This is a genomic window from Actinomadura napierensis (assembly GCF_039529375.1).
In the GTDB taxonomy this organism is placed as follows: domain Bacteria; phylum Actinomycetota; class Actinomycetes; order Streptosporangiales; family Streptosporangiaceae; genus Spirillospora; species Spirillospora napierensis.
The window spans coordinates 1-13,130 of record NZ_BAAAMR010000177.1 but is presented as its reverse complement, the minus strand read 5'-3'; the positions used below and the strand labels follow the sequence as shown (position 1 = coordinate 13,130).

Here is a 13,130-nt window from a genome sequence, read left to right as displayed (position 1 = left end):
CAGCCGGATCCGCGGGTCAGTCCCGCGCCGGCCCGCCGGCGGCGCCGGGTCCGGCGCCGCGCTCCTGCCACTCGCCGCTCAGCATCGCGTAGATGACCTCGTCGGTCCATTCGCCCTTGACCATCTCGTTCTGCAGCAGATGCGCCTCGCGGCGCATCCCGAGCCGCTCCAGCACCCGCGCGGACGCGGCGTTGCGGCCGTCCAGCCGGCCCACGATCCGGTGCAGCCCCAGCCCCTCGAACCCCAGCCGCAGCACCGCCTCGGCCGCCTCCGTCGCGATCCCCCTGCCGTGGAAGGCGGGGTTGAGGATGTACCCGATCTCGCCCTGCCGGTGCTCGCGGCTGCGCCACTGCAGATTGACCTCGCCGACCAGATCGCCGCTCGCGCGCCACTCGATCGCGAGCACGAGCCAGTCGCCCTCCTTCTCCAGGGAGGACGCGGCCATTTTCTCCCGCAGGAACGACCGCGACTCCTCCCGGTCGCGCGGCTCCCAATAAAGGAAACGCGCGACCTCCGGAAGGGATTGATAGGCGTACAGGCCCTCCAGGTCGTCCTCGCGGAACGGCCGCAGCGACAGCCGCTCGGTCTCGATGGGAAAGGTGGGACGCAGCACGCGCCGATCCTATTCACCCGTTTCCGGGTTCGGCGACCCGTGGTTCCCCGGTAACCGCCCGGTCGCCCGCGTGTCGCATGGGCGACATCCGGTACGGCATCGGCGGATCAGGGGTCAGGAGCGGCTCGCGCCGTGCCGGCCCTGCCGCCGCCCGGCCCGGTCCGCGGGCCGCCCGTCGGCCTGATCGGCGGGCCGCCCGTCGGCCCGCTCGCCGTCCGGGCCTCCGTCCGCGATGCCCGTCTCGCGTTTCTCCTCGTCGCTGAACCCGCGGGTGTCGCGGAATTCGACATAGGGCTCGCGTTCCTCGGACCGGCCCGCGGCGATGGCGCGGCCGCGCTCGAGTTCGGCGTTCATCTCCGCGCCCAGCAGGATCGCCAGATTCGTGATCCACAGCCACACCAGGAAGATGATGATCCCGGCGAGGCTGCCGTAGGTCTTGTTGTAATTGGAGAAGTTCGCCACGTACGCCGCGAACACCCCGGACGCCACCAGCCACAGCAGGATCGCCAGCACGCCGCCCGGCGTGACCCAGCGGAACCCGCGCTTGGCGTTCGGCGCCGCCCAGTACAGCAGCGCGAACAGGAAGCTGACCACGACCAGCATCACCGGCCACTTGGCGATGTTCCACACCGTCACGGCCGTCGAGCCGAGCCCGAGCATGTCGCCGAACTTGCGGGCCAGCGGCCCGGACACCACCACTGCGATCGCCGACGCCGACAGCAGCACCAGCGTGACGATCGTGACGCCGACGCGCAGCGGGACGGTCTTCCAGATCGGGCGGCCCTCGGGGATGTCGTAGATGGCGTTGGAGGCGCGCATGAACGCGCCCACGTACCCCGACGCCGACCACACCGCGGCCAGCAGGCCGACCAGGGCGATCACCCCGGCGCCGCCGCGGTTGCCCTGCAGTTGCGTGATCGCGCCGACCAGGACGCTCTTCACCGCGCCCGGGGCGATCCCGCCGAGGTTGTCGATGAGGTCGCTGGTGACGGATTTGCCGCCGAGCCCGACCAGCGACACCACCACCAGCATCGCCGGGAAGATCGACAGGATGGCGTAGTAGGTCAGGGCGGCGGCCCAGTCCGACAGGTTGTCGCGCTGGAACTCGCCGGCGGCGCGTTTGGCGGCGCGCCCCCACGAGGGGGCGGACAGTTCGGTGGGTGCGGCGGGCCTGCGCATGTGCGCTTCCTCCCTCAGCGTCCCAGTGGTCCGCGGCCGGTGCGGCGCATCCGGATCGGGGCCCGCTGCGTGCGGCGGACCCGGACCTGCACCGGTGCGTTGCGCAGGCGGCGGCGCAGCCGCGCCTGCGGGGTTCGGCGGCGCCGCATCCACACCGTCAGCGCGGCGACGGCGCCGGCGGTCGCCACGGCGGCGCCGCCCTGCACGGCCCTGGTCCTGGCCTGCGGGGACGTCGCGGCCCGCCGCACGAGCTGCGCCCGGTCGCGGGCCATGTCCCTGGCGTACTCGGCCTTCTCCCGGGCCATCGCCTTGACGTCGGCCTTGGCCGCCAGCGCCTCGACGGTCTCACCGAGCTCCTGCCGGGCCCGGTCGACCTCCTGGCGCAGCTCCTCGGTGCCGGCGGCCGAGCCGTGCCTGCCCTGGGTGGTCATCGGTGCGCCGCCCTCTCCTTCAGGTCCGCGACGGTCTGGCGGGCCTCGTCCACCGCCTGTTCCGGCTTGGCGGGGGTGGCCTTCTTGGTCTGCGCCGTGCCGAGCAGCCCCAGCACGCCCGCCACCAGCACCAGGAACCCGCCGATGATCAGGGCCGCGGCCCACACCGGCAGGACCAGCGCGATCGCGGCGATCGCCGCCGCCAGCAGCGCGGCCGCCCCGTACAGGCCGATCAGCGCCGCGCCGCCGAACATGCCGGCGCCGGTGCCGGCGTGCCGGCCCTTGTCCTTCAGTTCCGCCACGGCGAGCCGCAGCTCGGCGCGCATCAGCTCCGAGACCTGCTGCGTCGCCTGCCGGACGAGTTCGCCCGTGCCGGCCTCGCCCTTGTGCCCGTTGACGAACTCGGGGGCGCGTCCGGCGTCCTGCCGGGACGCCCCGGTGATCTCGGCGGCGCTCCGGCCGTCGTGTGTCCGCAGGGTGCTCATGGCCCCAGGCCCCCTCCGCGTGCTGTCGATTCCGAAGCCTGGCAGACCCGTTCCCCGTGCCCGGGAGCTAAACGTGGACCGCGGCCGGGCTTCCGAACGCCGCCCGGACCGGGGGCCGCTAGCCGCGGCCGACGAACGAGGGCATCGTGGTGGCCAGCACCGACATGAACTGGACGTTGGCCTCCAGCGGCAGGCCCGCCATGTAGAGCACGGCGTCGGCGACGTGCCGGACGTCCATCACCGGCTCGGGCTTCACCGACCCGTCGGCCTGCAGGGTGCCCGCGCCGAACCGGCCGGTCATCTCCGTCGCGGCGTTGCCGACGTCGATCTGCCCGCAGGCGATCCGGTGCGGGCGGCCCTCCAGCGACAGGGTCTTGGTGAGCCCGGTGACCGCGTGCTTGCTGGCGGTGTAGGCGGCCGAGAGGGGGCGCGGGGTGTGCGCCGACAGCGAGCCGTTGTTGATGATCCGGCCGCCCTGCGGGTCCTGCTCCTTCATCATCCGGAAGGCGTGCTGGGCGCACAGGAGCGCGCCGGTCAGGTTGGTGTCCAGGACGGTCCGCCACTCGTGCAGCGAGAACTCCTCGACCGGCTGCGGCGACCCGAACACCCCGGCGTTGTTGACCAGCAGGTCCAGCCGTCCCCAGCGGGCGGCGACGGCGCCGAACAGCGCCTCGACCGATTCCGGGTCGGTCACGTCGGCGGCGACGGGCAGCGCCCGCCCGCCGGCGGCACGGCCGGCGGTCTGCTCCAGCGGGGCGGCGCGGCGCCCGGCGAGCGCGACCCGCCAGCCCCGCTCCAGCAGGGCGTCGGCGACGGCGGCGCCGATGCCCGAGCCCGCTCCGGTGACGAGCGCGACCCGTTCCCCGCCGGCCTCGCCGCCGGGGCCGGCCTCATGATCGGACACGGTTCCGAGCCTCCCTCCCCGCATCTCACATGTCAAGACCGGCGTTCACCATACGGATGAGGCCCTGGAGGCCCAGGAGGCGGTCGCCGCCGGCACCTGACCCTGCCCTTGGTGAACCCGGCGCCCGTTTGGTTCCCGACTGGCCGGTTCCGGACGGGGCGTGCGCGTCCAGGGTCGGCCATCCGGTCTTGTGTGCCTGCTGAGGCGGATCTACCTTCCGCGCGGGCGTTGCTCCCAGCGCCCCGGTCTCAGGCGACGACGCCTGCAGGGAGGTTGCGATGCGGATGCGCAGAACACTGGGCACGGCGGCGGCGGGGGCGCTCCTGCTCACGGCCCTGAGCGTGCCGGGCCCCGGAGCCCGCGCCCAGGGCTTCGGCTACGACGGGCTCACCCCGATCCAGAAGCGACACGTCTCCGGCGCGCTGGCCGAGGCGCTCGGCCAGAGGGTCGCGCCGCGCGCGGTCACCGGCGCCCGCCCCGCGACCGCCCCGTCCTGCGACGGGCGGTACGGCGGGAACGTCAAGGTCGACCAGGACTGCCTGACCATCACCGACCAGCCGCTGGCCGGACGCGGGCAGGCCCAGAACGAGACGTGGATCGCGGCCGACCCGAACAACCCGCGGCACCTGCTGGCCAGCTACAACGACTACCGCCGCGGCGACGGCACCTGCGGGGTGTCGCGGTCGGGCGACGGCGGGCGCACCTGGTCCGACACCACCGCGCCCAACGGGTTCGTGTCCGGCGCCGCGTTCGGCGGCAAGCCCCGCGAGTACTTCCAGAGCGCCGGCGACACCTCCGTCGCCTGGGACACCCGCGGCAACGCCTACCTGTCCTGCCAGGAGTTCAAGCGCGGCAACACCGTCTCGCCCGACCCCAACCAGTCCAGCGGCTTCTACGTGTACCGCTCGACCGGCAACGCCGGCGCGTCCTTCAACTTCCCCGGACGGCCCGTGGCCGAGCACGACGACACCGCCGGCGCCGGGGACTTCCTGCTCGACAAGCAGCTGATGACGGTGGACGCGCACGCCCGCAGCCCCTACCGCGACCGCGTCTACGTCACCTGGACGACCTTCGCCGCCGACGGCACCGGCTACATCTACGGCGCCTACTCCGCCGACTACGGCGAGCACTTCAGCGCGCCCGCGCTGATCAGCTCCGACTCCGCGCTGTGCTCGCAGCCCGACGGCATCCCCACCCCGCACGGCCGCTGCAACAACAACCAGTTCTCCCAGCCCGTCACCGCCCCCGACGGCACCCTCTACGTCGCCTGGGCGAACTACAACGTCGCCGAGACCGGCTCCGACAACCGCTTCCAGGTCCTGGTCGCCTCCTCCAAGGACGGCGGCGCGACGTTCTCGGCGCCGGTGAAGGCCGCCGACTACTACGAGCTGCCCGACTGCGACACCTACCAGGGCGAGGGCAAGGACCCCGGCCGCGCGTGCGTCCCGGAGAAGGGCACGAGCACCAACTCGATCTTCCGCGCCACCAACTACCCCAACATCACCGTCGACCCCGCCGACCCCCGACGGGTCGTGGTGACCACCGGCTCCTACCTCAACCGCGACTCCAACGAGGCGAGCGGCTGCACCCCCGCCGGGCTCACCCCCGCCGGGGAGGGCCTCGGCGCCCTCTACACCGGCGTCAAGACCGGCGGCTGCAACAACGGCATCGTGCTGTCGTCGTCCACCGACGGCGCGGCCACCTTCACCGGCACCACCACCGACGTCCGCAAGCTGCCCCTCGTCGGCAGCGGCTCCGCCCAGGCCCGCACCGACCAGTACTGGCAGGGCACCGTGTTCAACCCCCGGGGCGAGCTGGTCACCGCCTACTACGACCGGCAGTACGGATCCGACGAGACCACCGGCTTCTCCGACATCACCGTGACCGCAACCAGGGACCTGACGCACTTCACCACCAAGCGCGCCACCTCCTCCAGCATGCCGCCGCCGTCGCAGTTCAACGGCCAGTTCTACGGCGACTACATCATGGTCGACGCGACCGCCACCACCGCCTACCCGGCCTGGTCCGACACCCGGCCCGCGGCGCTGTTCCTGTGCCCGGGCACCGGCACGCCCGGCCACCCGCCGGCGCTGTGCACCGCCGCGGCGTCCAACGCCCCGGTCGCCAACGACCAGCAGATCTCCGCCGCCGCCGTCCGGCTCCACTGACCCCGAGGAGCTCCCTCCGATGACGTCCCGAAGAATGACCGCGGCCGGAGCCGCACTGGTCCTGAGCTGCTCGCTCGCCGCCGTACCGGCCGCCGCGCACGCCGGACCCGGCCCGTCCGCGCAACCCGTCCACCCGGTCTCGCCCGGCGACCCCTACGCCTCCTGCACCGCAGGGGCCGGCCAGGACGGCGTGGTCTACCCGGGCGCCGAGGTCGAACCGTGGATCGCCGCCGACCCGCGCCGGCCGGGCCGCGTCATCGCCGTCTACCAGCAGGACCGCTGGTCCGACGGCGGCGCCAAAGGCCTCGCCGCCTCCTACAGCCGCGACGGACGGCACTTCACCAAGACCACCCTGCCGTTCAGCAAGTGCGCGCCCGGCGGCCTGAACTACGAACGCGCCTCCGACGCCTGGGTCGACTTCGGGCCCGACGGCGTCGCCTACGCCAGCGGCCTGGACTTCGACGCGTCCACGCCCCGCAACGGCGTCGGCGCCGCCACCTCCTACGACGGCGGACGCACCTGGCGCCGCACCACCCAGCTCATCGACGACACCGACCCCTCCATCATCGACGACAAGAACTCCGTCACCGCCGACCCCCGCCACCCCGGCACCGCCTACCAGGTGTGGGACCGCATCGACCAGGTCCCCACCGGACCCGGCGCCCACTACACCGGCCCCTCCTACATCTCCATCACCCGCGACCACGGCCGCACCTGGACGCCCGCGCACCCCTTCGTGGACACCGGCGCGATCCCCAACTCCCAGACCATCGGCAACGTCATCGTCGCCGACGCCCGCCGCGACGTCCTGTACGACTTCTTCGAATGGCAGACCTACAGCGACGTCAACGCCACCGAAGCCATCGACCTGCACTTCGCCGTGGTCACCTCCAAGGACCAGGGCCGGACGTGGAGCAAGCCCGTCACCATCGCCGCCGACACCGCCGTGCCCGAGGTCGACCCGAACGCGCCCGACGACCCGTCCAAGGCGCTGCGCGGCGGCGCCAACCTCATCAGCGCCGCCGCCGACCCGCAGACCGGCGAGCTCTACGCGACGTTCGAGGGCGCCGACCCCACCGGCTCCTACGACCAGATCTACCTCGTCCACTCCACCGACTCCGGCCGCACCTGGTCGGCCCCGGCGCGCGTCAACCAAGCGCCGAAGGCGCCCGCCTTCACCCCGTCCATCGTGGTCAACGCCCGCGGGACGGTCGCCCTCACCTACTACGACCTGCGCTACCTGCGGCCCGGCAACACCACCACGCTGCCGACCGCCATGTGGTACGTCACCTTCCCGCGCGGCGGTGAGAACCGCCCGTCCGAACGCCGCATCTCCCGCGTCTTCGACTGGCTGAAGGCGCCCTACGCCGGATGGGGCCACTTCCTCGGCGACTACGAGAGCGTCGCGGTCGCCGGACACGGGTTCCAGCCGGCGGTCGTCGAGACCAACGACACCGGCACCGCCACCAACAGCACCGACCTGTTCACCGGGATCTTCGGCACCAACCCGGCATCACCCGCCCCCGCGCCGGCGAGCCCCGCACCGCACGCCACCACCGTCCGCCATCTGACCGCCCACCGCACACAGCACTGACCAAGGGGGCCGCCGGCACCGCCGGCGGCCCCCGGCAGGGTCAGTGCACCCGGGACTCCGGCCCGTCGACCACCAGCACCTGACCGTCGCGCAGCGGCCGGTGAGGGACGCCTTCGTCGCGGTAGCGCGCGGCGACGGCCGTCAGGACCTCCGACTCCGGGTGCCGCGGGGAGTCGACGTGGGGGACCAGCACGTGATCGAGGACGCCCAGACCGTCCCAGATCGGCGGATCCCCGTGGACGCGGGTGACGGCGTGCGGGTCATCGCACGCCTCCAGGCCGCGCAGGCTCGGCGCCAGCACGCACCCGCCCGCGCTGTACCCGGCGTAGACGAGCGCGTCGCGGCCGAGCAGGTCGGTGAGCGCTGCGTCGGCGCCGCTGCGCGCCAGGGCGTAGCGCAGCACGAACGCGTTACCGCCCCGCGCCCACACCAACCCGAAGCCCGCCAGCTCCTCGGCGACGTCGGCGGCGGGCCGGTCGAAGTACCGCCGCAGATCGACCTCCACGGGCCGCAGCCCCAGCGCCGACAGCGCCTCGAACTCGTTCTGGACGCCGGCCCGCCGCTCCTCCTCGGGCTGCGCGTCGAGCGCATTGGCGATCACCGCCACCGCGGTGACGGACGGCGAGGGCAGCAGGGTGAGCAGCCGGTCGGGACGGTCGCCCATCCGGAACGACGACAGGAACAAGCGCACCCGAGGACTCTAGAGGTCAGGCCGTGCTCACCCAGTCGACGCGGTGCCCCTCGGTCGGGTCGGGCGTCTCCCAGCGGCGGACGAGCCGGTCGATCACCGCGTCCGGAACCGGAGACGTCCGGCCGCGGTTGCGGTCGCGCAGCACCGCCGGCGGCGCCTCCAGCGCGACCAGCTCCACCCGTCCGCGGTAGCCGGCGATGAGCCCGGTGCACTGCTCGCGCTGCGTCCGCGACACGTTCGTGGCGTTCCAGACGAACGACCGTCCGGCGCGCAGGTGCTCGCGGGCCAGCTCGTGCGCGGCCGCGGCGACCGCGTGCTGGTCGCCGGCGGGGGACACGCCCATCTCGGCGCGCAGCCGGTCCAGGCCGACCACCGGCAGGTCCGGGCGGTTCGCGGCGATCCAGTGGTCCTTGCCGACGCCCGGCAGGCCCGACAGCACGGTGACCGTGCAGCGGGTGTCGTCGTAGGCGGCGTAGGCGGGGTCGCGGTCGTCCTTGCGGAAGAACCAGAACCGCGCATGGTCGGACGGGAACGAGCGCGGCCCGTCCAGGCACCGCTGCTCGGCGCAGTACTCCCCGTAGAGGGCGACGTTGTCCAGCAGCTCGTCGGTGTCGGGGCAGATCCGGCCGAGGATGTCCGCCGACGCCAGCAGCACCAGGTCGTCGTTGCGGGCGAGCAGACTCACCCGGAACGCGATCTTCTGCAGGTCCGGGCGCTCCAGCGCCCAGAACGGCACCTGGTGATGGCGGATCAGCGCCGCGACGTGCTCGCGCCAGGCGACCGGCGCGCCCATCTCCCACAGGATCCGCCGCACCATCAGGTCGCCGCGGCGCGAATGGCCGCGCGCGGTGATCCGGCCGTCGTCCTCGGTGCGGGTGCAGTGCGGCTTGGCGATGTCGTGCATCAGCACGGTCGTGAACAGCCGCACCCGCTCGTCCGCCGGACGTGCCCTCCACTGCGGCAGCGCCGCCAGCGCCTCGCACGCCATCCGCGTGTGGACCTCGACGTCGCCCTCGCCGTGGAACACCGCGTCCTGCCGGACGCCCGCCATGTCGCGCACCCACGCGAACGCCTCGCGGACGTCGTCCCACCGCAGGTCCCAGTGCGGCGGCGCCGGGCACAGCTCATCGAACACCCGCATACAGCACCCCCGGGTCGGCGAGGCCATTGGCGACGATCGGACGCTCCTGCCAGTGCGTCCCGGAGTCGAGGATCGCGGTCAGGAAGCTCGGCCGGACCCACTTGTAGCGGTCGACGGTCTCCCCGTCGTCCTCCACCTTGATGTAGAGGCCCTCCATCTCATCGGAGGTGTCGGTCTCCTCGGCGACACGGCTCGGGTCGGCGCCGCCCGCCCGCGCCGCCGCGCGCAGCGCCTCCCGCCAGCCGGACGTGCGGCAGGTGGACGGCCCGACGAACGCGGTCAGCGCCTTCAGTTCCGGCAGGGTCCCCTCGTGCAGGACGGGAACCGACACCACCGGCGTGCCGGCCAGCAGCTCGCGGCGCCGAGCCGTCGACAGGAACGTCCCGTCGCGCTGGTCGAGGACGTCGAACTCGCAGAAGTAATGGGGGAGCGCGTCGTAGAAGACGGTGTGCTTGGCGTACAGCCATTCCCCGTACATCACGTACCGGTCGCCCAGCCGCTCCCACAGAACGTGCTGGACGGACGCGGCCCACGCCTTCAACGGCCCGAACTGCCGTTCGCGGGGCCCGCCCGCCAGGTAGTGGCCGCGGCTCTGCAGCCGCAGTTCCCCCGCGGAGGAGAAGCTGATCCCGGCGTTGGCGCCGTCCAGCTTCTCCTCCACCACCAGGTACCGCCCGGCGATCGCCGAGAACGGCCGCGCCGCCAGGTCGTGGTCGCCCGGCTGCAGCCGCGACCCCTCGATGTGCCGGGTGCGGGGGTATTTGCGGAGCATGCCGACCGTTCTAACGAACCGGGTCGGCCGTGCCAACCGAATTTCACCGGTTGGGGACGATCCGGGTGAGCGCGAGCGCGGCCAGCCACAGCCCCACGCTCAGCCACGCCAGCGCGTGCACGCCGGACACGAAATGCCCGGGCGTCAGCGCCGACCCCGCGACCGCCCCGTACACCGCGACGCCGAGCGCCGTCCCGATCTGCCGGGCGGTGTTGTTGAAGCCGCCCGCCAGCCCCGCGTGCGCGGGCGGGACGGCGCGCATCGCCGCCGCGACCACGGCCGTCACGATGAGGCCGTCGCCGATCCCGATTGCCAGCAGCGCCGGCAGCAGCGCCGGGTAGGAGCCGCCCGCACCGACCCGCAGCAGGCTCAGGCACCCCGCGGCGGCCAGCGCGGTGCCCGCGCCGAGCGGGAGCCGCGTCCCGAACCGGGCGGTGAGCCGCCCGCTGACCGGCGCCAGCAGCGCCAGCGGAACCGCCATCGGCAGCAGCAGCGCCCCGGCGGTGAACGCCGAGTGGTGCTCGCCCTGCTGCAGCTTCAGCGTGGCGACGAACAGCACGCCGTTGGTGACCAGGTTCATCGCCAGGGCGATGCCGTTGGCGCCGAGGAACGCCGGAGCGCGCAGCAGCCCGCCCGGCACCATCGGCGCCGCCGCGCGGCGCTCGGCCCACACGAACGCCGCCGCCGCGACGACCGTCACGGCCGCCGTCGCTGCCGCCTCGCCCTGGTGCCCGTGACCGGCGGCGATGACCGTCCACACCAGGCCGCCGAGGGCGAGCGGCGCCAGCGCCATCCCGGCCCGGTCCAGCGGCGGACGCGCGCCGCCGGGCCGCTCCCGGCGCGGCTCGCGGACGATCGCCACGACGCCCGCCATCGCGGCGGCGCCGATCGGCACGTTGATCAGGAAGATCCACCGCCAGCCGGCCGAGTCGACCAGCATCCCGCCGAGCAGCGGCCCGGCGGGCAGCGCCGTCGAGGAGATGCCCGCCCACACCCCGAGCGCCCGCGCCTGCTCGGCGCGGCCCGGGTACACCGCGGTGATGACCGCGAGGCTGCCGGGCAGCAGCAGCGCCGCGCCCGCACCCTGCACCACCCGCGCCGCGATCAGCGGCCCGGCGCCGGGCGCGGACCCGCACGCCAGCGACGCCAGGCCGAACAGTCCGAGCCCGATCAGCGTCATCCTGCGGTACCCGATCCGGTCGCCGAGCGCGCCACCGCCCAGCAGCAGCCCGGCGATCGCGACCGCGTATCCGTCGACGACGCCCTGCAGGCCGGGCAGCCCGGTGCCGAGCGCCCGGCCGATCCCGGGCAGGGCGACGTTGACGATCGTCACGTCCAGCAGCACCAGGAACATCCCGGCGCACAGGATGGCGAGCATGGCCCCGCGCCGGGGGACGGGTCCGGTCTCGCCTGTCTCGTGGGTCTCGGCTGCCTCGTCGGTGGAGCGGTCGCTGGTGCGGCTCGTCGGTCTCATGCCCCCACGGTGGCCCGCGGACGTTTCGCCGCGGCCCGAACCATGATCGGCCGCGCTCGGCGCAGTCCGGTGCGGACGGGTCAGCCAGGGACGACCTGGGCGATCCCGCCGGTCTCCAGCGCGACCCACAGCGCGCCGTCCGGCCCGAGGGCGATGCCGTGCGGCTCGCAGCCGGGCGTCGGCAGCGGATGCTCGTCGATGCGGCCTTCGGGGGTGATGCGGCCGACGTGCGCGGTGCCCCACTCGGTGAACCACAGCGCCTCGTCCGGGCCGGCGACGATCGCGTGCGGACGGGCCCGCCGGTCGGGCAGCGGGAACTCGGTGACCTTGCCGTCCGTGGTGATCTGGCCGATCTGCCCGGTGCCGATCGCGGCGTACCACAGCGCGCCGTCCGGCCCGCTGGTGATCCCCACCGGCGCGGCGCCCTCGGTCGGCAGGGCGTGCACGGTGACGTCGCCGTCCGGTGCGATCCGCCCGACCGCGTTGCCCTGGTTGAGCGTGAACCACAGCGCCTCGTCCGGCCCGGCCGTGATCATGGACGGGAGTGCGCCCTCCACCGGCAGCGGGAACTCGGTGACCTGCCCGGCAGTGGTGATGCGGCCGATCCGGCCGGTCTGCATGAGGGTGAACCACAGCGCGCCGTCGGGTCCGGCGGCGATCCCGCACGGGCCGCCGGGCGGGACCTCGAACTGCGTCACCCGGCCGCCGGTGTCGACCCGGCCGATGCGGTCGCCGCGGAACCCGGTGAACCACAGCGCGCCGTCCGGGCCCGCGGTGATGTTCATCGGCCCGGCCTGGACGGGGTCGTCCGGATGGAAGGCCGGTTCGCCGCCCGGTTCCATCCGCCCGATCCGTCCCTCATGAACCAGCGTGAACCACAAGGCTCCGTCCGGTCCGGCGGTTATCCCGTAAGGGCCCGCTTCGGGGCCGCTGACGGTGAACTCCCTGATCATGGCACGCGAACCCTGCGGCATGGATGGTCCCCCCTCGTCCCACTTCTTTCCGCACGACGCCGAGACTAACGCAACCGAAGTTGCGTTACGATCGGTTCGTGCAGCACATCGGACATTCGGGGGCACGCCGATGACCACCGGACCGGGCACGGTGCGGCCCGGCGGCCGCACCGCGCGCGTCCGCGCCGCCGTCCGCGAGGCCACCCTGGCGGAACTCGCCGGACGCGGCTACGCCGGCTTCACCGTGGAGGGCGTGGCCTCCCGCTCCGGCGTCCACAAGACCACCCTCTACCGGCGGTGGGCCAACGCCGACGGCCTCATCGCCGACGCCCTCGACCTCGCCGCCGGCGAGCCGTGGCCGGTCCCCGACACCGGCACCCTGGACGGCGACCTGCACGCGCTCGCCGGGCTCGTCCTCACCGGCTTCACCGACCCGGAGGCCGGACCGGTCGCCCGCGCGTTCGTGCAGGCCGCGGCGCAGAGTCCCGACGCCGCACGCGCCCTGCACCGGTTCTTCGCGCGGCGCCACGAGCAGTCCGCCGCCATCGTCGCGCGCGCCATCGAACGCGGTGAGGCGCCGGCCGGCACCGACCGCGCCGAGGTCGTCCGGCTCGCCGTCGCGCCGCTGTACTACCGGCTGTTCGTCAGCGGCGAGCCGGTCGACGAGGCCGCGGGCGGGGCCTCACCGCGTTCGATGGCGCGCGCGACGATGGCGGCGGGCTGGT

The 13,130-nt window shown here is 73.8% G+C and carries 13 protein-coding genes; 3 read left to right on the top strand and 10 right to left on the bottom strand.

Annotated elements, in window-relative coordinates:
- Nucleotides 1–16: 16 nt before the first annotated feature.
- From ABD296_RS46760 to ABD296_RS46740, 5 genes are all read right to left on the bottom strand, one after another.
- Nucleotides 17–613, bottom strand: a complete 597-nt coding sequence (locus ABD296_RS46760; protein ID WP_344284037.1) for a GNAT family N-acetyltransferase — start codon at nt 611–613, stop codon at nt 17–19.
- Between the two features lie 114 nt (nt 614–727).
- A complete protein-coding gene (locus ABD296_RS46755; RefSeq protein WP_344284034.1) occupies nt 728–1,792 on the bottom strand; it encodes a YihY/virulence factor BrkB family protein in 1,065 nt (354 codons plus the stop codon).
- 14 nt (nt 1,793–1,806) lie between these two features.
- A complete protein-coding gene (locus ABD296_RS46750) occupies nt 1,807–2,223 on the bottom strand; it encodes a DUF3618 domain-containing protein (RefSeq protein ID WP_344284031.1) in 417 nt (138 codons plus the stop codon).
- Entirely contained in the window at nt 2,220–2,708 is a 489-nt protein-coding gene (locus tag ABD296_RS46745; RefSeq protein WP_344284029.1) for a phage holin family protein, read from the bottom strand. Before ABD296_RS46745 ends, ABD296_RS46750 begins: the two co-directional genes overlap by 4 nt.
- Nucleotides 2,709–2,826: 118 nt before the next feature.
- Nucleotides 2,827–3,612 (bottom strand): SDR family oxidoreductase, encoded by a 786-nt coding sequence (locus tag ABD296_RS46740; RefSeq protein ID WP_344284026.1) that lies wholly within the window; start codon nt 3,610–3,612, stop codon nt 2,827–2,829.
- A 284-nt stretch (nt 3,613–3,896) separates the two neighbouring features.
- On the opposite strand from ABD296_RS46740, the gene ABD296_RS46735 reads away from it, so the two are divergent.
- Both ABD296_RS46735 and ABD296_RS46730 read left to right on the top strand, forming a co-directional pair.
- Entirely contained in the window at nt 3,897–5,780 is a 1,884-nt protein-coding gene (locus ABD296_RS46735; RefSeq protein WP_344284023.1) for a sialidase family protein, read from the top strand.
- A 19-nt stretch (nt 5,781–5,799) separates the two neighbouring features.
- Nucleotides 5,800–7,374 (top strand): sialidase family protein, encoded by a 1,575-nt coding sequence (locus ABD296_RS46730; protein ID WP_344284020.1) that lies wholly within the window; start codon nt 5,800–5,802, stop codon nt 7,372–7,374.
- 40 nt (nt 7,375–7,414) lie between these two features.
- Here the strand turns inward: ABD296_RS46730 and ABD296_RS46725 are convergent, their stop codons facing one another.
- The 5 genes from ABD296_RS46725 to ABD296_RS46705 all read right to left on the bottom strand — a co-directional run bounded on the left by ABD296_RS46725 (nt 7,415) and on the right by ABD296_RS46705 (nt 12,405).
- Complete coding sequence (locus ABD296_RS46725) at nt 7,415–8,065, bottom strand: Type 1 glutamine amidotransferase-like domain-containing protein (protein WP_344284017.1); 651 nt, start codon at nt 8,063–8,065, stop codon at nt 7,415–7,417.
- 16 nt (nt 8,066–8,081) lie between these two features.
- A complete protein-coding gene (locus tag ABD296_RS46720; protein ID WP_344284014.1) occupies nt 8,082–9,206 on the bottom strand; it encodes an AAA family ATPase in 1,125 nt (374 codons plus the stop codon).
- Nucleotides 9,190–9,978 carry an RNA ligase family protein gene (locus ABD296_RS46715; RefSeq protein ID WP_344284011.1) on the bottom strand — a complete coding sequence of 263 codons (789 nt, stop codon included), beginning with the start codon at nt 9,976–9,978 and terminating at the stop codon, nt 9,190–9,192. Before ABD296_RS46715 ends, ABD296_RS46720 begins: the two co-directional genes overlap by 17 nt.
- Before the next feature lie 43 nt (nt 9,979–10,021).
- Entirely contained in the window at nt 10,022–11,452 is a 1,431-nt protein-coding gene (locus ABD296_RS46710) for an MFS transporter (protein WP_344284008.1), read from the bottom strand.
- Nucleotides 11,453–11,532: 80 nt separating this feature from the next.
- Entirely contained in the window at nt 11,533–12,405 is an 873-nt protein-coding gene (locus tag ABD296_RS46705; protein ID WP_455363881.1) for a Vgb family protein, read from the bottom strand.
- 130 nt (nt 12,406–12,535) lie between these two features.
- Here ABD296_RS46705 and ABD296_RS46700 point away from each other — a divergent pair.
- Nucleotides 12,536–13,130: TetR/AcrR family transcriptional regulator (locus tag ABD296_RS46700; RefSeq protein ID WP_344284002.1), on the top strand; the 595-nt coding region annotated here is incomplete at its 3' end.